A 19,181-nucleotide genomic window follows, 5' to 3' on the forward strand; every position below is an offset into this window, starting at 1 on the left:
GGCACTCCTAGGACTTGCGGGCTAAGTGGTTGGCAGCGACATAAGCGAAGGTCATCGCCGGGCCCAGCGTGCCGCCGGCGCCCGGGTAGCTGGTGCCCATCACCGACGCCGAACAGTTGCCGATGGCGTACAACCCGGCGATGGCCGTGCCGTCATCGCGGACCACCTGAGCATGCTCATTGGTCAGCAAACCGCCCTTGGTGCCGATGTCTCCGGCGTCCAGGCGCATGGCGTAATACGGCCCCTTACGCAGCGGCGCCAGGCATGGATTGGGTTTGATGTTGCTGTCGCCGTAGTAGCGGTCGAAGACGTTGCCGCCCCTCGCGAAGTCGAGGTCCACGCCTGAATCCGCATAGCCGTTGACCTTGTTCACGGTGGCTTCCAGACCCGCACTGTCAACGCCAATCTGGCGGGCCAGGCCCGCCAGGGTGTCGGCCTTCCAGTACAGGTTGTTCAGCCACTCCTTGCGCAGGCGGCTGTCGGGAACGATCTGGCCGGGCATCAACGGGCCCATGGCATAGTTAAACCGGAAATGGCCATCGAAGATCACCCAGGCCGGCACCGATCTTCCGCCGGTCACCGCGTTGTCCTTATGCATGGCATCGACGAATTCAAGGTACGGAGCCGCTTCGTTGACAAAGCGTTGACCGAGACCGTTCACCACGATCGCGCCGGGGAATGCGCGCTCGGCAAAGATCCCCCGGGGTTTTTCTTCCCCGGGTACGGCAATGGTCGGCGCCCACCAGGCCCACTCCAGCAGCGCGGTAGCTGCCCCTTGCTGCATGCCGGCGATGAGCGCCGCGCCGGTGTTGTTGCCCGGCGGCGTCGCGCTCCAGGCCTTGCGGCTGGGCTTGGGCAGATACTGGTCGCGCAGGTCCTGGTTTTGTTCAAAACCACCGGAGGCGAGAATCACGCCGTGGCGCGCATGCAATTGCCGTTCACTGCCGTCACGCTGCACGGTGATGCCGGTCACCCGCCCGTTGTCGGTGATCAGCGCGGAAAAATCGGTGTTGAGCCACAGCGGTACGTTGCGGTCCATCAGCGAGCGGCGCAACGAAGCCACCAGCGAACTGCCCAGGGAGGCGCGACGATCGATTTTGCTCTTGCTCTTGCGCCGCCAACTGAAGTCCAGCTTGTAGCGCAGCATCAGTTTCATGATCAGCAGACGCCAGCCGAAACTGCGTGCCATGACCTTGTGCGCGTCTCGCGCAGTCCAGGCAATGCATCCCATCAACAGGGTGGAAGGCGACGGTTTGCGCAAATTCGCTAGTTCGTCGCCCAACAGGCTGGTGTCGAACAGCTCCGGGTCCAGCGTACGCCCGCCGGCAAGCGAGCCCGACAGGTGGGGATAATAATCCGGATATTTGGCTGCAACCGCATAACGCACGCGGCTGATGCGGGTGAGCGCTTCGATCATCTTCGGCGCATTGTCCAGGTAGGCACGCAGGCGCACTTCGTCCACATGCTCGCCGGCCGCCGCTTTCAGGTAGGTCAGCGCCGAGGCATAGCTGTCGTTGCCGCTGATGCGGGAAAAATAGTGATTGTTGGGAATCCAGATGCCGCCCCCGGAGATCGCCGAGGTGCCCCCGTACTGATTGCTTTTTTCCACCACCAGCACGCTTAAACCCTGGTCGGCGAGGAACACCGCCGAAGTCATCGCACCTGCGCCCGAACCGACGACGATTACGTCGTAGTGGGTCTGAGACTGAACTTGAGCCGTCATTGTTGTTATGCCATTAGCTGAGGTCAGAAAAAAACCGCTGTCGACGCAGCGGGGTTTGAATCAAACAGTGGCGCGTTTGCCCGCCCATGGGTGGGCCTGTTCCAATTGGCTGGCCAGGCGCAGCAGCACGTCCTCACCGCCCAGGCGCGCGGTGAACATCATGCCCACCGGCAAGCCGCTGTCGCTCTGGCCCAGAGGCAGGGAAATGGCTGGCTGGCCGCTGACGTTGGCCACCACGGTGAAACCGGCGCTGCCCATCGCGTGGTGGACGTAGCTGTCCCAGGGCTGGTCAAGGGACAACAAGCCGAGTTTGGGGGTCAGGCTGCCAGTGACGGGGGACAGGATCACGTCAAACCGCTCGAAGTGCTGTTCCATGGTGGCGCTGATACTTTCGAACGCTTGCCGCGCGCGGTACAGGTCTTCCCCGCTGGTGCTTTTGAAGCGTTCCAGGTTTACCAGGGTGACTTTTTCCAGATCATCTGAGTTGACAGCCCGCCCAAGCACCTGTTCACGATCGTGAATCTGCACGCGCAATGCTGTGCCGAGCGCCGTGCCATGGGCACCGAACAACTGGCGCGGATCGACGTTCAGGTTTAACTCCTCAAGCTCGTGCCCCAGGGCCAACAGTTGCTTGATGGTCTGTTCGAGAGTGGCAGCAATGGCCGGCTCCAGTGGCGCACCGGTCAGTGACTGACGCACCACGGCCACGCGTAACTTGCCCGGTTCACGCTGCAGTTCTTCCACGTAGGGCCGAATCAACGGCGGGCACCAGTAAGCACTGCCCGCCTCATGGCCTTGACCCGCATCGAGAAACAGTGCGGTATCGCGCACGGTGCGCGACACCACATTAGCCACGCTGGCACCAAATGCGCCTTCAAAATGCAGCGGTCCGCTGGGGGTGCGATAACGGCTGGGCTTGAGCCCGATCACGCCGCAGTACGAAGCGGGAATGCGGATCGAGCCGCCACCATCGGTGGCATGCGCAACGGGCACAATTCCCGCCGCCACCGCAGCGGCCGAGCCCCCGGACGAGCCGCCGGCACTCATGGCCAGATTCCAGGGGTTGTGCGTCTGGCCCCAGGCCAGGGATTCCGTAGTGGTGGTCAAACCGAACTCAGGGGACGCGGTCTTGCCGAACGGCACAGCACCGGCCTGCTGGTAGCGGGCGATCAGGGTGCTTGTGTGGGCGGCAGGGGGTGAGTCCTTGAACAAGCGGCTGCCGTTACTGGTGATCGTGCCCTGCAGCGAAGTATTCAGGTCCTTGAACAGCAACGGCACACCCGCTAGGGGGCCCTGGTTGTGGCTGCCGGCAGAGCGGCGCTGCGCCAGCAAAGTGCGCGCGTAGGCCTCATGCAGCATGTTCACCGCGTTGATCCTGGCATTGACCTCGCTGTAACGGGACAGCGCCGCCGCCAACAGGTCTTCGGCAGTCAACTCGCCGCTGCGGATGGCCTGGCTCATGGCCCAGGCATCCATCGACTGATAGTCGCTAGCCGCCAGCCCTTGCGCGCGGGCATCGGCAAATCGCCCCAGAAGCCCGACGCCGATCGCGACGGCACCCGCCTTGAGCACGCTGCGACGCGGCCAGTCAGTGGTGGAGTTGAGTGGTACGGACTCGTGGTTATCCATGGTAATGCTCGCGCCCTGATGAATTACTATTTTTGCGATATGCACTGTTGCTGCACAAACCCCTGCGCTGGCATCAGTCGCGGGTGACACCGGCCAGCATGGTCGCCAGGTACTGCTCGCCGTAAGGCGGCAACAGCCCCCACTCCCGGCGCGGGTCATGGGCTGACGCCTTGAACACAGTGCGCATGTGACTGAATTCGAGGAAGCCTTCGCGGCCATGGTAGTGCCCCATGCCCGAGGCGCCGACGCCACCGAACGGCGCATCATGCAGGGCCGCGTGCATCATCACGTCGTTGATGGTGACCCCGCCGGACACGGTGTTTTCCAGCACGTGAAGTTGCTCCTGGGCATCCTCGCCGAAGTAGTACAGCGCCAGTGGACGTGGCCGCCCGTTGATTTCAGCGATGACCTGGTCGAGGTGGTCATAGCCGAGCACAACCATGGCCGGGCCAAAGATTTCCTCTTGCATGATCAGGCTGTCCGGGACCGGATCAACCACCACCCGCAACGGGCGCCGACGGTCCTGCGCATCCACCGGCAACGGTTCTGGCAGGCACTCGATGCGTGCACCGCGTGACTCGGAGTCACGTACCAGGCCTTCGACCCGATCCAGATGGCGCTGATTGACGACCGCAACCACATCCGGATTGCCGGCCACCGTCGGGTTGAGGTCGCGGTAAGCGCTGCGCAGGGCATCAAGGTATTGTTCGACCTGGGACTTGGGCACGTAGACCAGGTCCGGATTGATGCAGATTTGCCCACCATTGGTCGACTTGCCCGCAGCGATGCTGAGTGCAACCTTGTTCAGGTCGGCAGTGCGCGAAACAATTACCGGTGACTTGCCACCCAATTCCAGGGTGACCGGCACCAGGTTCTTCGCGGCGTTGGCCATGACGTTTCGGCCAATCGCCGTGCCGCCGGTGAACACCAGGTGGTCGAACGGCTGGCTGCTGAACGCTTCGCCCAGCGCCTGCCCGCCATTGACCACCGCCACCACCAGCGGATCAAGATGCCGGGCACACAGTTGCGCCACCAGCTCAGCGGTGCGCGGCACCACTTCCGAAGGTTTGAGAATGGCCCGGTTACCGGCGGCAAGCGCCGAGGCCAGCGGGCTGAATAAGGTATACAGCGGCGCGTTCCAGGTCCCCATGATGCCCACCGTGCCTTTCGGCTGATGCATCACCCAGGCCCGGGCGCCGAGCTGATCATAGGGAGAAAACATTTCCCGCGGCTCGTCCTCCATCCACCCTTGCAGATGATCACGGGCGTACTTGAGCGAAGCGAGGGAACCGAGCACATCATTCATCAAGGAAAAACCGACAGGCCGTCCGCCAAAGTCCTCATCGATAGCCGTCGTCAGTGCCGCATGATTGTCGACCAACAGGTCGATGACTTGCTGCAGACGCTGGCGACGGGTTTCGGCACTGACGCTGCCGGCACTGGCAAAGGCGCGTTGCTGTTGCGCCAGCAGGCTGGAAAGCACGTGGACAGAAGACGTGTCTGAACTCATTGTTATCCCCTTGCAGGTTGGCTCGATGGCCGGTGAGCGCCCGATGCGCCTGCTGCCACCCTAGCGGCGCGGGCCGCTGCCGCGCCTCGTCCAATCGGACGAGGTGGGTGCATTAGTGTTAGTCCGTTGAGACGATGTTCAACGCCCGCCTTCGCTCAATACTGGCCATACGAAAATCCCCACCCCATGAGGCCAGTCATGGCAATGCAAAACACCAGCTTCGACCCCCAGGCATTTCGTGCCGCGCTCGGCACGTTTACGACCGGGGTCACGATCATCACCACCCAGAGCGAAGACGGCTCACCTGTAGGCATTACCGCCAACAGCTTCAATTCGGTCTCACTCAATCCGCCACTGGTGCTCTGGAGCCTGTCCAAGCAAGCGCGCAGCCTGCCGGTTTTCAGCAACGGCAAGCATTGGAATGTGCACGTGTTGTCCACCGAGCAAGAGACTTTGTCCGGACGCTTCGCCACCCAGGGCGGAGACAAGTTCGCCGAGATCGAACTGGACAATGGTGTCAGCGCAGCACCGCTGCTGCAGGATTGCACGGCGCGTTTCCAGTGCCGCACGGCGTTTCAGTACGAAGGCGGCGACCATGTGATCTTCGTTGGCGAAGTCCTCGCTTTCGATCACACCGACCGCCCCCCGCTGGCGTTCCAAAGCGGTCAATACGCCTTGGCCACGCGCAAGCCACGCAGCGAACTGCGCCTGGCGACCACGCCACCGCCACCGGAATGCAGCTACACCGAGGACTTGCTCGGCTACCTGTTGGGGCGCGCCCACTACCAGGCGCTCAACGCACTGCGGCAACTGTTGAACAGTCAGCAACTGGACGAACAGACGTTTTTTGTCCTGTCGATCCTGTGCATTCGCGACAATATGACACTCGAGGAGATCAACACCTTCGTGACCTACACCGGTCGCGAAGTGACGCTGGCCAGCATGCGTTTTCTCGAACGCCAGCGTCTGGTGGCGTTCGAAGGTTCGGCTGAATCACTGCGATTCGTCCTCACGGCCCAAGGGCGTGAGGTGTCACTGCATCAATTGGCGCTGGCCAAGGCCGTGGAAGAAGACCTCTCGGCCAAGCTCGGCGCGGCTGACGCACAAGCCCTGAAAGTCTTGCTCAAGCGGGCGATTGTCGTCAGTGATCCCGGCTTGCCAGACCTGTGGGCACCGCGATGAACGCTTCAGCGGGCGTATTGCCGCCTGTCACGGTCGGCTGGGGCAGTCATGGCCTGCTGTTTCTCTTGGCCATGGTGTTCGCCGACAACTTCGTAGGGCGACAGATACTCGCGGTGATGGTCGAGCCGATCAAATCCGAATTCGGCATCAGCGATACAGCCATCGGCTTGATTTCCGGCCTGGCATTCGCAGCCGTCTATGCCGTCGTGGGCCTGCCAGCAGGTCGACTGGTGGACCGCATGCCGCGTATTCGCCTATTGGCCATGACTTGCCTGCTCTGGGCCGTGGCGACGCTGGCTTGCGGGTTGGCCGGCAGCTTCATTGCCCTGGCGATTGCGCGGATGCTGGTTGCAATCAGCGAATCGCCGACGACTTCGGCTTCATTGTCATTGATCTCGGACTTGTATCCGCCGCAACGACGCTCGTTCGCCATCAGCTGTTTCACCGCTGCACCGACATTTTCATCGATTGTCGGCCTGAGCATCGGTGCCTGGGTGGTCGAACATTACGGCTGGCGCAGTGGATTTATTGCCCTGGCCATCCCGGCCCTGGCATTCAGCGCCATTCTGGCTTTCTTCGTGCGCGAACCCCTGCGTGGCCGCTGGGACCCCACGCCACACGCTCACATACAACCCGCGCTCCTCGGCATGGGCGCCGAGGCACGCAAACTCTGGGCGCTGCCCGCGTATCGCTGCCTGATCCTTGCGGGCGGCCTGACGACCCTCAGCGCCTATGCCATTGCCATGTGGAACACCAGTTTCCTGATGCGCTCCCATGGATTGTCACTGCAGCACGCAGGATTGCTGGTGGGCATTGTCTGCGGTATCTCGGCCGGAACCGGTGGCCTGCTCAGCGGTTGGATGAGTGACCGCCTGTGCCGCCGTCATCCGCACTGGCAGGTTTCCATTCCGGTGGTGGGCCATCTTGCCGCGACCTCCGCGCTAATTCCTTATCTGCTGTGGTCCGACGTCCTGCTGATGCGCGCCGGTGATGTACCGATTCCAACCGCCATGCTCTGGTGCGCACTCTATTCATTCTTCTCGGTGTGGTGGGTCGCACCGTCCTACAACCTAGTGACCCAATTGGTCCCGGCGAGTCGGCGTGGCACGGCCATGGCGCTGCAAACGATCGTCAGCACGCTGCTGGGGATCGGTGTCGGGCCGTTGTTGACCGGATTGTTCAGTGACATGTTGCTTCCTGTGTTGGGCCACGAGTCGCTGCGATATGCCCTGTTGCTGGTCAACCTGCCAGTGATCTGTGCTGTGCTGTTGCTGCTACGCACCGCACACCATGCCTCCAGAACGGACTATCGCCACGCGGGATAATCTCGCGTGCCAAGTAGGAGCGTTTGATGGCAAAATTTTCAGGTCAAGTTGACGGGTTTATATGCCAGCTACCAGTGCGTCTGTCCATCCAGCTATTAGCACCCGCGATCGTCTGCTCGACGCCGCGCTAGAACTTTTCGCCACGCGCGGCTTCCAGGCGATAGGTTTGCGCGACCTGGCAAGTCATGTGGGGCTGCATGCGGGCTCGCTATACCACCACATCGAGAATAAGCAGTCGCTGTTGTTCGAACTGATAGAGTCCGCATTATCGGATTTATTATCGGTCACCATCAACCGGATGAGGGGCGCGAGAAACCCTGGCAAGCGTCTGCAGCTATTCATTCAAGCCTTCGCGACGTTCAACATGAACGAAAAATACAAACTAATCTTAATCACCCAGGAGTTTGCCAATCTCGATGAAGACCAGAAACTGAGGATCGTCGAGCTGCAGAACAGGTACTCATCGCTGTTAAGCGGAGTCCTCACTGACCATTACCGCGAAGAGGGCAAGCCTCCCGCCGATGTCTGCATGAAAACCAATACAATCATTCTAATGTTGTTTGGCCAATCGCAATGGTATGCCACCGAGGCTACCGAATCACAACTTGTCAAAACACTTACAACACTCGCTACATCCATTATTTCATATAACTAAATATTCGCCTTTCAACGGGGTTGAACCCTCGACCGATACTTCCCCGGACTCTCCCCCGTCCATTTCTTAAAAGCTCGGTGAAAAGTGCTGGATTCCTGAAATCCCAGTTGTTCAGCAATGACACTGATTCTGTTTTTGCTCTCGCGCAGTTGCTCGAACGCCATCTCGCGCCGAACTTCATCCTTGATTTCCTTGTAGGAGCCGCCCTCGCGCGCCAGCCTTCGGCGAATAGTGCTCGGGCTGAGGTGCTGTTCAAGGGCGAAGGCCTGCAGCGTTGGCCACTGGTCGTATTGGCTGTTGCGCAGACGCTGGTGCACCTGCGCGGCCAAACCATGCTGATTCCGAAATCGAATCACCAGCCATTGCGGCGCTGTGCGCAAAAACACTTTCAATGACGTCAGGTCCTGGAGCACCGGGAGGTGCAAATAGTGGCTGGCAAATGCAATTTCAGTACGTTCGGCACCGAACGTCAGGTTTGGCCCCCAGAGAAGGCGATCATCGCTGAGGGAAACGCGCACATGTCGAAAATCTGCACGTTCAATAGGGATGCGTCGCCCGCCGAGCCAGCAGAGGAGACTGATCATCAAGATCATAAACGTCTCCTCGCCGAATCGGCGTGTGTCAGAGTTTTGCGCGTGAGGGTCCAGCCCGATAATGGCGCGCTTGCCGCGTACGGTGAGCGTGCCGCGATAGTCGCGCAGGAACAACGTGAAATTGGCCAGGCACTGGCGCATGGCTTTGCGCAGATCGGGTTCCTGGATCAAAGCGCGACAGATTAATGCGAAGCTGCCAGGCGGCATGCCGTGGGAGTCCAGCCGAAAAAACTCATCGTTTAACTCGCGGATTTGTATCAGCCATAGTGCGGCAAAGGCGTCCGCGGGTACTCGTGCGGTTGGCTCCCCGATCAACGCCTGGTCGATACCCGCCTCGTCCAGCGCAGCGAGTGAACGCTGCGAATCGTTCCCTTGCACATGCGTCATTGCCTGCACGAAGTAGGCGGCCACCGAGTCCTTTTGCCGCATTGGAAACCCTTCTGCTCATCGCTCGAATGGTCAACGCACAATGCCGTTGAACGGATCTGGCACGGGACGCCTGCCCTTCCACTTTTAGACCGGCGAACAATCGTACGCGTTGGACTTTCTCGGCTGCGAAGAGATTGCATCCCTGAATCGCAAGGATGGTAAGGGCTGGATAGGCAAAATGCCAATATCGAAATGCCTGGGCATTTGCGCCTCGCTGAGCGCGACAGCGGCTGGCTGGAAAAGCACCAATGGTTGACCGTTTGGTGCGATTTGGATTTACCCCTCTCTGCAGCGGCCGTGGCCACCCCCTCCAAAAGAAAGAAACGCCGGGCTTAAACGCGTTCGAAAATCACCGCAATCCCCTGACCACCACCAATGCACATCGTCACTAGCGCAAAACGGCCGCCGGTGCGGTGCAGTTCGTGAACAGCTTTAGTAGCGATGATTGCTCCGGTCGCGCCGACCGGGTGGCCCAACGAAATACCGGAGCCGTTCGCATTGACCTTCGCTGGGTCAAGTTCCAGTGCCTGGCTGACGGCACAAGCCTGAGCGGCAAATGCGATGTTAGCTTCGATCACGTCCAGGTCCATCACGGTCAAGCCAGCGCGCTTCAATGCCAGACGCGTCGCCGGTATAGGCCCGAGCCCCATCAGCTGTGGTTCGACACCTGCATGCGCGTAGCTGACCAGACGCGCCAACGGTTGCAGATTACTGGTTTGCACCACGCTGCCAGTGGCCAAGACCAATGCCGCGGCGCCGTCGTTTACGCCTGAGGAATTGCCGGCAGTGACTGAGCCGTCTTTCTTGAACGCCGGCTTCATTTGCGCTAGCTGTTCCAATGACGTGGCGCGAGGGTGCTCGTCGACGCTGAATAATTTTGTTCCATTACGATCACGCAGTTCAACGGCAACAATTTGCTCGCTGAAGTAGCCGTTGGTAATTGCGAAAGCTGCGCGATTCTGATCCTCGAAGGCTAAAGCGTCCTGCATGTCTCGCGTTATACCGTTGAGTTCAGCTACGTTTTCGGCGGTGATACCCATGTGGATGCCGTGGAATGGATCGTGCAAAATGCCAAGCATGTAATCGACCGTCGGGACATTCCCCATGCGCGACCCCCAGCGTGCGGAGGGCATCAGGTACGGGCCGCGGCTCATGCACTCGGCACCGGCGCCGATAGCGATTTCCGTATCCCCCAGCAATAAAGCCTGGGCCGCGCTGATAATAGCTTGCAAGCCGGAGCCGCACAGGCGATTGACGTTGTAAGCAGGAGTCTCTATTGGGAGGCCAGCGTTAATCGCAGCGACACGGGAGAGATAGGCGTCATTGGGTTCGGTCGGGATCACGTTGCCCATCACCAAGTGTCCAACCTGCGCGGGGTCCACGCCGGAGCGTTGGAGGGCTGCCTTGACAGCAGTGGTCGCCAGATCAGCGAGGGGAACGTCTTTGAGCGAGCCGCCAAAGGTGCCGATAGCGGTACGGGCGGCGCTGACAACGAAAATCTCCTGGGTGTTCATGACTGCGCTCCTCTCGACGTGCTGTTTTCGTAGCTGCGACTAATGATGGCCTTCAACGCTGTTTGCGCTTCCTGGCTTTTCAAACGGTCGATGAACATCAGATTTTCCCGGCGGATGGTCGCTTGCAGTTCTGCCATCAACGGTTGTTTAAGTAATTGCCGAGTCAGGCGCAGGGATTCCTGAGGCATGGCCAGCAGCCGCAGGGCCAAATGCCGCGCGGCCGCGAGGCATTGCGTCCCATCGTCGAAAACTTCATTGGCCAAACCACAGACGACCGCTGCTGCTCCATTAAGGCTGTCTCCCCATAGCAATAGACGTGCAGCTCGGGCATGACCGATCAGCCGTGGCAATAACAGGCTCGCGCCAAACTCAGGGCACAACGCCAAGTTTACAAAGGGCATCCTTAGTTTAGCGTTTTGGGTGACCAGCACTTGATCGCAATGCATCAACAACGTAGTGCCGATACCAATAGCTGGGCCGCAAACCACTGCAATCAACGGTTTTTTCAGATGGATGACGACGTGCATCAGCTGAAATGCGGGGGAGCAGAGCTCAGTGGGCGGATGTTCAAGAAAGTCGACAAGGTCATTGCCACTGGTAAAGCATAAATCACCTCCAGTAAGAATAATCACACCAACTCCTGCGTCTTCGTCTGCGCTCTGTAACAGGTTAGCCAGTTGCAGGTACATAGCGTTATTCAGGGCATTGAGCTTGTCAGGGCGGTTGAACGTCAGCGTCAACACTCCGTCGTCGCGGTGTTGTTTGATCAGGTCGTTCATCGCAGGGCCTTTGTCAGGTATGGGGAAAACTCTAGCGACGGCCGCGTGCCAACGCTATGACGAAATCAGTCAACCCTGTTGCCGTTTTTTGCCATGGCACGCTCATGTTTCTGCAGCTGATTTTTCACTTCGGTGAGTGATGGTGCGGTCCGAAGATCCGTGAAGATGCCGTCGCCGCACGGTGACGTTCATGTGAGGGCAATAAGTTCACGGCGACCTGACTGACCATTTTTGACCGATTTCTGCCTGTCGCCACCCTAAGTTATGTGGCTTGGGGCTGGTGACCAGTTAGACACTGAGAGTTGGATAGATGATGGTGTTAAATCCAGTCTGGGATACGACTAACGCTCCCTAATGTTTGAAGCTTTAATCAACACAAACCTGCCGGGTACCCGCGGTGCGTGAATGCGGTTTAATGCCCGGCGGGCGAGCTAAGGGAGAGTACCCACACATCGATTGGACCGAGACTACTTGCACAAACCTGGATTTCTTTCTCGCCGTCTTAGTAGCTTTTTGTTTATCTATAACCTGACCGTTTCTTACAGGATGGCCGGACTCTGTATTAAAGCTCGCTGAGGTCAGACACTGAAGTGGTTAAGCTCCAGCAGATACCAGCGAGCGTCCGCGTCTGTGCAACCGCCACCTATCATGGCGGGCAGCTGTAGACCAACAGAGGACAAGTTGGGTCAACCGTTAAATTCTAATGTAATAGCTGACACACCTGTACTGCGTGCTCAACCATATGTGCGCGGGACCTGCATTTACTGCACTCGCTCATTTTAGAGAGTAATACTCCCACCTAATATCGACCTAGCAGGTTTTGAGAAATCTTTGCGCTATCCCACAGCAACGGCAGGTGGTCGATGAGCCCTCCGAAGCTCTATCATTCCAGCCGGTTCCGCGGGATACACCGCTCGAGAGCCTGACGCTAGTAGCCGCGCTATTAAGTCAGCGCCGTCCAACGCGGGGGCGCGATATCCGCGCTCTGCCAGCTACGTGTAAACATGTCCTCGATCACATATGCCGTGAACAGCTGCAATGTTCCCAAATTCGCGACTACATCTCATTGATGCATCTGAAATACGTCGGCCACTGTCCACCCTCCTGCATCTGCGCCCTTGAATATTTCTCTCCAATATCCTACAGCTGTCGCGGTAAGGACGCTTGGAGCGGCTGGAAAAGTATGTGGGAGCGGCCCAGGACTCTGCGAACCGAGCGGCAACATTGACGCAACGCCTGCTTGCTTTTTCTCGTCGCCAAACGCTGGATCCTAAGCCCACCGACGTGAACCGACTGGTTTCGGGAGTCGACGTATCTTTCTATCATGACGTCCCGTTGTTGCCGGTCGCCATGGCCTTTCTAACGCTCTTATTGCTTACCGCACAACCGTTCTGATCATGACCAAAAGTAAAAGGTTTGAAGCATGGATTGATGGTTTGCCTATAACCGTTATTACGCGATGGATTATATGAAATCAAGGCATTTGAAAAGCTGAACATGTCATCTAACGAACTATTGCCGGAGCTTCGACAGCGAGGCGTTGAACACTTAGGTCAAGTTAAGTTAGGACTGGTAGAAACTGAAGGGAACATCAGCCTGTTCTTCTATGACGAGGAAGACCTGCGCCCTGGGCTATCGGTTCTAACTGTAAAGCATCGCGAGGAGTTTAAAAAATCGCCTGCTTACGGACTTTATTGCTGCGTCAATTGTGATTCGGACAATCTACTCATCAAAACCGAGAAGCGTTTTGCCCACGGTGTAATCATGACATTTGGTCAACGGCTCTGAACACTCGACGTTGTAGGTGAGTTATTCCTTACCTTTACAGCAGGTTGCGTGGGCGAGACTCACGACGCTACCACTTGGGATCTCGATGGTGGTGAGCGATGGCGCACGATAAATTTGCGAGCGCCCGCCCTAGCAAGCTGCAGCCATGAGGCCTATGCCACACGTCTTTCAGTGGGTTTGAGACCAATCGCGAGTTGCCTTGCGCACCCCACGCCCCATGCCAAGGCACGAGTCATAGACTCACCCGGCCTGGAATCTACTGCCTCTTCATGCAGAGCCGTGCCACTAGCTGAGTACACTCCGATGAACATCTGCGTGGTGCCCGAGAGCGACAGTCTTACCTGGACATCGATAAACGTACCGTCATCCAATGTCTCGTCGTGTGTCCGATGGTGAAGCGCTGGATCAGCCCATTGCCAGAACACATCCCCTCGAATTCGCATGCCGCGCCCTCCTACGACTTTAGTCATATATGGTGGAAACCCCACCATAGCGCATGGACGTAGTGACGCAACGTGTTGCCCCATCAGTGGCCGCTAAATCGGATAACCGGCCCTATTTGCTATACGCGGCTTCACTTTTTGTAGAGGTTTTGAGTTTTCCGGTCTATATCAATCGAGGGTAGGAGAGTTTTATCCCAACGGCGGCGCTAGGAGTAAGTACCGCCTCTGTAGATTTTCCGACGCCCATTATGTGGAAGACTTCGACGCCTTGGGTCAGCAGGTAGTCAGCGACTATTCGACGATGGCATCGCCACCAAACGGCCTCTGAGCACATGATGGCGCAACGCTTGGGTTCGCTTAGCTCTAGCAGTCGGCCAATCCCTGCCTCAAATTCGACCGAGAGAGCGTAGTCAGCATACTCGACGATTTTTGCTCGGCGTGCACTGCGTTTTCAGCGAGCAGCCCTGGCATTTCGAGCTCCAATAACAGTGCATATTCATGCCTTTCTCAATACTGGAGAAGCGCCAGGCCAGCGCCTCTCCAGCCGGACAGATGTATTCGTTTTTCGTCGCGTCATAAACGAAAGCATCTTTGTTGAATCGACCATCCGCCTTGGCGCTTGAAGTCATCGGCTTTGGCACGTAGGCAGTGATGTCCGCGTCGTGACAGGCAAGGATTTCTTCACTCTTGAAGTAACCTCGGTCAGCTACCACCGCCAGCGTTTCGGACGCCATGGCATCGCGAGCCTGCTTCGCCATCGAGCTGAGTTGATCGCGGTCGGAACCGAAGTTGGTCACCTCATGAGCAACGATCAAATGGTGCTGGGTATCGACCGCTGTTTGCACGTTGTAACCGACGATTCCTGTACCGCGCGTCATCATGGAACGGGCGTCTGGATCGGTCAGCGAGACTTGTTTATCCGGCGATTCATTGAGCTGGATTTCGATCGCTTGAAGCTCTTTCATTTGAGTTTTGAGCTTGGCGATTTTCTCCTCCAGCCGCACGGCGCTGGGCTCGGAGGCTGTTGGTTCTTGCCGATCGGCAGCATCGAGTGCCGTCAGGTAACGGTTGATGCTCGATTCAATTTCTTCCATTCGCCGCTTCAGTTTGGCGCTGGTGAAATTGCGGTCGCGGTTGTTGACTGCTTTGAATTTACTGCCATCGATGGCGACCAGATTTTCTCCGAACAGTCCCAACTGCTGACACAGCACAACGAACTGGCGACAGACGCCTCGGATGGCCTTGCTATTGTCTTTTCGGAAGTTGGCGATGGTCTTGAAATCCGGCATCAAACGCCCGGTCAACCACATCAGCTCGACGTTGCGTTGAGCTTCTCGCTCCAAACGTCGGCTCGACTGGATGCGGTTGAGATAGCCGTAGATGTAGATCTTCAACAAGATCGCGGGGTGGTAAGCCGGCCGGCCAGTATCGGCTGGAATGGCACCTTCAAAACCCAGATTGACCAGGTCCAGTTCGTCGACGAAGACGTCGACTACGCGCACCGGATTGCTATCGCTGACGTAGTCGTCGAGGCTCTCGGGAAGTAAGGTGCTTTGACCTCGATGTTCACCTTGAATAAAGCGCTTCACGAGGCGATCCTCCTTTGGAACCCGAATGCTGGATGCTACTTTGAAGATAGTGAAATCTGCTCGCTTTGATGATGTCGACCATGATCTTGGATATGAATACCGTGGTTATACCTACGACATACAGAACGAAGAGGATATGTTTCTGGTCAGAATTTACGATGACGAAACCGGACAGGCGACGGTAGTGCATCCGACTTCGATGTCTAAAAACGGTAACCTCAGGAAGCTTGTTGAGTTCTTACAATCCGAGCTAGGAGTGTCCAGGGTCTCTCTCTACAAGGGAGATTTGGGGAGCTACGCCGAGATCGATCTTGATAGCTTGGCATTCTGCTCCGCCTGAAGTCGGCTGCGAGAGAGTACCAGGCGTTTTTACACACTCTGGGCCAGAAGCGGACTGTCCTCCAGAATGGGGGATTGGCTTTAAACAAAACGGCTGGTTGGTTGAGTAGACCAATACACATTGGTGTGACCATCGATGTGATAGGGGTATCCTCAAAGTCGCTTTCATGTACCCCCGATCTGGATACGCGACACTGTCGGTAAATACCGCCTGCATTTAAGGCCATACGATGAACGATATTGAGTTCGCGCACAGCGTCAACCCTCAGCTAGGCAACCTGTACGAACAGGCAAAGAACCTAGGCGCTTCGACGCCGGGTTATGCAGTTACTTTCTTGCGTAGCTTCGCCGAAGCGTTCTGCGAAACGCTAGTTCCGAATATAGATCGGGATCTGAATCTTGATCGCAAGATCGCGTACCTGCGAGATAGACGTTTGGTAGACCACAGGGTGCTGAACCCGTTACGCATCCTACAAAAAAATGGGAATGTTGCGGCTCACCCTAAGGCGTTCAGCTATACGCCCCACAACGCCACTGAAATGCTTAACCAGGCGCTGCCCGCTGCCCTCGGATTGCTTGAGTATCTGCATTCCTTGAGCCCAGTGCTCGGTGAGTCCCCTGAATACACGGTCACACCATTCACACAGCACAACCTTCGAGAATTGAGCTACAGCGCTGTTTTTGAGGAGGATGCTGAGGCGCGTTACACGCTCGGGATCCATTTCAAAGAAAAAGCTGATGCACTAAAAACCTCGGAGGTAATGTTCAGAGCTGATGACGGTTACGGCTTTGAATCACGTAAGTCTATTGTTCAAGCCAATATTTGGTTCAAGCTCGCCGCAGACAGTTCGCATGTCGAGGCAATGTATGAGTACGGGGTTTACCATGCGCGTCTCCAAGGCGATGAATTTCAAGAACAACGCCAAATAGGTGAGCATTGGGTTTGGCGGGCAAGTGATAGAGGCTATGCTAATGCATTGGCTTTTATTGGCGACTGCCACTTTTGGGGATCGGCTCGATACGAGCAAGATCTCGAGTACGCAAGAGAGCTGTATCAGCAGGCTGCCGCCCAGTCTCACCCAGGTGCACTTGCTCAATTGGGGGAAATGCATGAGCGGGGGATCGGCGGCCCGAGAGACTTCAACGCTTCATTCGAATGCTCTCTACATTCTGCCGAGGCTGGATTTCCGCAGGCACAATTTCACTTGTACACGCTGCATCACCAAGGTCACGCTTTTGCCAGTGACCGCCTGAAAGCTATCGCCTGGCTAATCGAAGCGGCGGAACAAAAGTATCCAGAAGCGATGCTTGAGCTCGGCAGACTAATCAGCCAGAAGCTCATTCCGGGCCGAAGCGAAATTGATGCTCAAGCTCTTTATGAACAATGCCTCAACAGCGAAAAAACTCGAATAAAAGCCCGGTATGCGCTGGCTCACAGCCTGGTAAAGCAACTAGACAATCTAGACGCACTGCAATCAGCGTTGGCGCACATTACTAACTGCCAGGATGAAATCACTGCAACGTCACAACATAAGGATCTGCTTCCTGCGTGCCGAAGGCTTGCCGCATATATCTGGGAGAAGATGCAGAGAGCTATGGCTAACGCATACCCTCACCTTACGTTTCAAATAAGTGCCCCGCCCCCCCCAATCGCAACCGAACCGTCCCAACGGGTCTACGTTGGCTCGCCGGTAGGCCGGAACGAACAATGTCCCTGCGGCTCGGAGAAAAAGTACAAGCACTGCTGCCGTTGACGGCAGCATGGGCTAATGATCTGTATCTCCCAAGTTTCGTGAACGCCCTCAAGCCTCAATTGAGGTCGACTAAGCTACAAAAGGCCGTCCGCATTTGGCCGATTTCTGCCCGTCGCGAAGAGTAGCTAATGACCCTTTGCAGGCATTCATGACGTTTGTGCTAGAGGATCGTTCAATTGCTCAGGCGGTGCGAAGTAAATGTCAGACTTCTCAAGCTCTCCCGGCACAGCCTCCTTGGTCTCGGTGGCATCTTTTCCGAGCAGACGATCCGCTGTCCTAAACCTGTAGAGATGTCGCTCCATAATTACCCCGCTTCTGGCTACGAAAAAAGGCCCCGCAGGGCCCTCATTTGTACTCAAACCGATCTTACTGAGTGCGCCAGGACTCAACAATGTCCGCGCCGAATTCAGTTTTCCATTCCTTGAGCTGGCGATGGTTCCCGCCCTTGGTCTCGATCAACTCGCCCGAATTTGGGTTTTTGTAGATCTTGACGTCACGTGCTTTGCGGACACTTTTCGGGGCAGCGGTAGTAGAAGCACGGCTTGCTGCCTGGGGATCGAGGAGCGCGATGACGTTGCGGAGGCTATAACCGTACTCGGCAAGCAAAGCCCGCAGCTTAGTTTCGAACTCAACTTCTTTTTTCAGGCCTTCGTCGCCTTTCATGGCTTCAAGGGCAGCGAGTTGTTCGGCCAAGTGTTTTTCGAGTTGACGGAATTCAGCAAGACGGGACATGAGATGACCTTTATAAAATAATTGAGCAGTATAGAATTGACAAATCTAGCGCAACAACTGAAATCTTGGAAATATCAGAATTAATTGCTGTCCCCATGTGATCCGCTTAGCGACCAACCTGGCACGTAAATTATGCTCTTTGAGGCTTTTTCAATTGGTGTAGTGTGTTCGTCAAGAATCACGCTGTCCCTCTCGATTTTCCGTGGACGGAAGGTGCTTTCTAAGCCAAATCCAATTTGTACAAACATAGGCGTCTTAACTTTCGGCTTTCGGACTTTGGGAGCTTTCGGTTTCCGGTGTTCAGGCCCTACCGACGTCTTAGGGGGAACATAAGGCGCAAATTGCGGGTATATATCATCAAAAAGCTGAATCTGCGCGGATACTGGAGTTACCCTAGTTACCCCGACCTCACCGGACTTACGCCTAAAGTGATCGTCAGACGAATTCATTCTAGCTACGAAGTCCCGAATCGTCCCCCGAAGAGACCGCCCTGTCACAATGCGACGATGAATTCGTTTCCAGCCATCTTTCAGATTTCCCCTGGTCACGTCCCACTGCTCTGGTGACAAGAACCCCAACTGTTTCGCGAACTCTATGTAATCTGGTGGTAAATCGTTTGCCATGTCCTTAGCCTCCGATTTTACAAGCATTGATGATGGCATAGAAAAATCAAGGGAGGCTATACCAGTTCTGTCGAGAGCCTATCCGCTAGGTGATTGCACAGACTTGCCCAGCCATTTGCATTCGATTTGACCAATAATTTGCATCGGATTTGACCTGCAGGCCTCGTGGCCATGACCGGCAGAGACGGCCAGAAGCAGCCTCTCGGGATTAACCCCTTTTGACCCAAAAGAGACATACGTCTTTAGCCAAAGCGGCCATACCCATCCATAGATGATACTGATGGCTGACTGTTCACAGGCATGGTTGGGCGGTCAATACTCTCTTTTGGTTGAGGCGTCCAAAGAGCCTTGTTGGCCTTCACAGAAGAGCCGCCTGTATGCAGAGGGGGACGTGTGCAGCTGGCTTGCAAAGTGTTGACGCAGTGACAGCGCTGTGCCAAAGCCTACCTCGCTCGCAACGCGCTCAATCGACAAATCCGTGGTTTCCAGTAACTGCTGTGCCCTCGCAATACGCTCGGCAGCCAGCCACTTGACGAAGGTGGTGCCCGTAGCCTCACGAAACCGTCGGGTGAAG

Annotated in this window: 16 protein-coding genes and 1 pseudogene; 6 read left to right on the plus strand and 11 right to left on the minus strand. The window is 56.7% G+C overall.

Annotation, left to right across the window (positions count from 1 at the left end):
- Window positions 1-7: 7 nt before the first annotated feature.
- The 3 genes from F8N62_RS08535 to F8N62_RS08545 all read right to left on the minus strand — a co-directional run bounded on the left by F8N62_RS08535 (window position 8) and on the right by F8N62_RS08545 (window position 4,862).
- Window positions 8-1,723 carry an FAD-binding protein gene (locus F8N62_RS08535; protein WP_150710529.1) on the minus strand — a complete coding sequence of 572 codons (1,716 nt, stop codon included), beginning with the start codon at window positions 1,721-1,723 and terminating at the stop codon, window positions 8-10.
- Window positions 1,724-1,783: 60 nt separating this feature from the next.
- Complete coding sequence (locus F8N62_RS08540) at window positions 1,784-3,352, minus strand: amidase (RefSeq protein ID WP_150710530.1); 1,569 nt, start codon at window positions 3,350-3,352, stop codon at window positions 1,784-1,786.
- A gap of 73 nt (window positions 3,353-3,425) precedes the next feature.
- Window positions 3,426-4,862 (minus strand): coniferyl aldehyde dehydrogenase, encoded by a 1,437-nt coding sequence (locus F8N62_RS08545; protein ID WP_150710531.1) that lies wholly within the window; start codon window positions 4,860-4,862, stop codon window positions 3,426-3,428.
- 198 nt (window positions 4,863-5,060) lie between these two features.
- On the opposite strand from F8N62_RS08545, the gene F8N62_RS08550 reads away from it, so the two are divergent.
- From F8N62_RS08550 to F8N62_RS08560, 3 genes are all read left to right on the plus strand, one after another.
- On the plus strand, window positions 5,061-6,044 hold the full coding sequence (locus F8N62_RS08550) for a flavin reductase family protein (protein WP_150710532.1): 984 nt from the start codon (window positions 5,061-5,063) through the stop codon (window positions 6,042-6,044).
- Entirely contained in the window at window positions 6,041-7,369 is a 1,329-nt protein-coding gene (locus F8N62_RS08555; protein WP_150710533.1) for a spinster family MFS transporter, read from the plus strand. The genes F8N62_RS08550 and F8N62_RS08555 overlap by 4 nt, the downstream gene beginning before the upstream one ends.
- A gap of 61 nt (window positions 7,370-7,430) precedes the next feature.
- Window positions 7,431-8,024: a TetR/AcrR family transcriptional regulator gene (locus tag F8N62_RS08560; protein ID WP_150710534.1), complete on the plus strand. Its 594-nt coding sequence runs from the start codon at window positions 7,431-7,433 to the stop codon at window positions 8,022-8,024.
- A gap of 11 nt (window positions 8,025-8,035) precedes the next feature.
- Here the strand turns inward: F8N62_RS08560 and F8N62_RS08565 are convergent, their stop codons facing one another.
- From F8N62_RS08565 to F8N62_RS08575, 3 genes are all read right to left on the minus strand, one after another.
- Window positions 8,036-9,046, minus strand: a complete 1,011-nt coding sequence (locus F8N62_RS08565; protein ID WP_150710535.1) for an AraC family transcriptional regulator — start codon at window positions 9,044-9,046, stop codon at window positions 8,036-8,038.
- A gap of 332 nt (window positions 9,047-9,378) precedes the next feature.
- A complete protein-coding gene (locus tag F8N62_RS08570; RefSeq protein ID WP_150710536.1) occupies window positions 9,379-10,560 on the minus strand; it encodes an acetyl-CoA C-acyltransferase family protein in 1,182 nt (393 codons plus the stop codon).
- Window positions 10,557-11,339 (minus strand): enoyl-CoA hydratase, encoded by a 783-nt coding sequence (locus tag F8N62_RS08575; protein ID WP_150710537.1) that lies wholly within the window; start codon window positions 11,337-11,339, stop codon window positions 10,557-10,559. The genes F8N62_RS08570 and F8N62_RS08575 overlap by 4 nt, the downstream gene beginning before the upstream one ends.
- A 1,497-nt stretch (window positions 11,340-12,836) precedes the next feature.
- Here F8N62_RS08575 and F8N62_RS08580 point away from each other — a divergent pair.
- Entirely contained in the window at window positions 12,837-13,127 is a 291-nt protein-coding gene (locus F8N62_RS08580; RefSeq protein WP_263597209.1) for a hypothetical protein, read from the plus strand.
- A gap of 152 nt (window positions 13,128-13,279) precedes the next feature.
- Here the strand turns inward: F8N62_RS08580 and F8N62_RS31825 are convergent, their stop codons facing one another.
- The 3 genes and pseudogenes from F8N62_RS31825 to F8N62_RS08595 form a co-directional block, all read right to left on the minus strand.
- The gene (locus F8N62_RS31825; protein WP_150710555.1) at window positions 13,280-13,570 is read right to left on the minus strand and encodes a hypothetical protein; all 291 of its coding nucleotides are present in this window, start codon (window positions 13,568-13,570) and stop codon (window positions 13,280-13,282) included.
- A 163-nt stretch (window positions 13,571-13,733) separates the two neighbouring features.
- Complete coding sequence (locus F8N62_RS08590) at window positions 13,734-13,997, minus strand: DUF488 family protein (RefSeq protein ID WP_150710556.1); 264 nt, start codon at window positions 13,995-13,997, stop codon at window positions 13,734-13,736.
- Window positions 13,987-15,159: pseudogene (locus F8N62_RS08595) on the minus strand (IS1182 family transposase); the annotation flags it as partial. The pseudogene F8N62_RS08595 and the gene F8N62_RS08590, both read right to left, overlap by 11 nt.
- Before the next feature lie 25 nt (window positions 15,160-15,184).
- Here F8N62_RS08595 and F8N62_RS08600 point away from each other — a divergent pair.
- Both F8N62_RS08600 and F8N62_RS08605 read left to right on the plus strand, forming a co-directional pair.
- A complete protein-coding gene (locus F8N62_RS08600) occupies window positions 15,185-15,499 on the plus strand; it encodes a hypothetical protein (RefSeq protein ID WP_224791350.1) in 315 nt (104 codons plus the stop codon).
- Between the two features lie 229 nt (window positions 15,500-15,728).
- Window positions 15,729-17,252 carry an SEC-C metal-binding domain-containing protein gene (locus F8N62_RS08605; protein ID WP_150710538.1) on the plus strand — a complete coding sequence of 508 codons (1,524 nt, stop codon included), beginning with the start codon at window positions 15,729-15,731 and terminating at the stop codon, window positions 17,250-17,252.
- A 366-nt stretch (window positions 17,253-17,618) separates the two neighbouring features.
- Here the strand turns inward: F8N62_RS08605 and F8N62_RS08610 are convergent, their stop codons facing one another.
- Together F8N62_RS08610 and F8N62_RS08615 are read right to left on the minus strand one after the other, a co-directional pair.
- Window positions 17,619-17,984, minus strand: a complete 366-nt coding sequence (locus F8N62_RS08610) for a histone-like nucleoid-structuring protein, MvaT/MvaU family (protein WP_150710539.1) — start codon at window positions 17,982-17,984, stop codon at window positions 17,619-17,621.
- 935 nt (window positions 17,985-18,919) lie between these two features.
- On the minus strand, window positions 18,920-19,181 hold a 262-nt coding region (locus F8N62_RS08615; RefSeq protein WP_150710540.1), incomplete at its 5' end, for a helix-turn-helix domain-containing protein.

The sequence above is a fragment of the Pseudomonas fluorescens genome (assembly GCF_902497785.1).
In the GTDB taxonomy this organism is placed as follows: Bacteria; Pseudomonadota; Gammaproteobacteria; order Pseudomonadales; family Pseudomonadaceae; genus Aquipseudomonas; species Aquipseudomonas fluorescens_BO.

Coding starts and splice junctions, on each gene's coding strand:
- F8N62_RS08580 (WP_263597209.1), top strand. CDS start 12,837: ATGTCATCTAACGAACTATTGCCGGAGCTTCGACAGCGAGGCGTTGAA.
- F8N62_RS08555 (WP_150710533.1), top strand. CDS start 6,041: ATGAACGCTTCAGCGGGCGTATTGCCGCCTGTCACGGTCGGCTGGGGC.
- F8N62_RS08570 (WP_150710536.1), bottom strand. CDS start 10,560: ATGAACACCCAGGAGATTTTCGTTGTCAGCGCCGCCCGTACCGCTATC.
- F8N62_RS08605 (WP_150710538.1), top strand. CDS start 15,729: ATGAACGATATTGAGTTCGCGCACAGCGTCAACCCTCAGCTAGGCAAC.
- F8N62_RS08560 (WP_150710534.1), top strand. CDS start 7,431: ATGCCAGCTACCAGTGCGTCTGTCCATCCAGCTATTAGCACCCGCGAT.
- F8N62_RS08600 (WP_224791350.1), top strand. CDS start 15,185: ATGCTGGATGCTACTTTGAAGATAGTGAAATCTGCTCGCTTTGATGAT.
- F8N62_RS08575 (WP_150710537.1), bottom strand. CDS start 11,339: ATGAACGACCTGATCAAACAACACCGCGACGACGGAGTGTTGACGCTG.
- F8N62_RS08535 (WP_150710529.1), bottom strand. CDS start 1,723: ATGACGGCTCAAGTTCAGTCTCAGACCCACTACGACGTAATCGTCGTC.
- F8N62_RS08550 (WP_150710532.1), top strand. CDS start 5,061: ATGGCAATGCAAAACACCAGCTTCGACCCCCAGGCATTTCGTGCCGCG.
- F8N62_RS08565 (WP_150710535.1), bottom strand. CDS start 9,046: ATGCGGCAAAAGGACTCGGTGGCCGCCTACTTCGTGCAGGCAATGACG.
- F8N62_RS31825 (WP_150710555.1), bottom strand. CDS start 13,570: ATGCGAATTCGAGGGGATGTGTTCTGGCAATGGGCTGATCCAGCGCTT.
- F8N62_RS08610 (WP_150710539.1), bottom strand. CDS start 17,984: ATGTCCCGTCTTGCTGAATTCCGTCAACTCGAAAAACACTTGGCCGAA.
- F8N62_RS08540 (WP_150710530.1), bottom strand. CDS start 3,352: ATGGATAACCACGAGTCCGTACCACTCAACTCCACCACTGACTGGCCG.
- F8N62_RS08545 (WP_150710531.1), bottom strand. CDS start 4,862: ATGAGTTCAGACACGTCTTCTGTCCACGTGCTTTCCAGCCTGCTGGCG.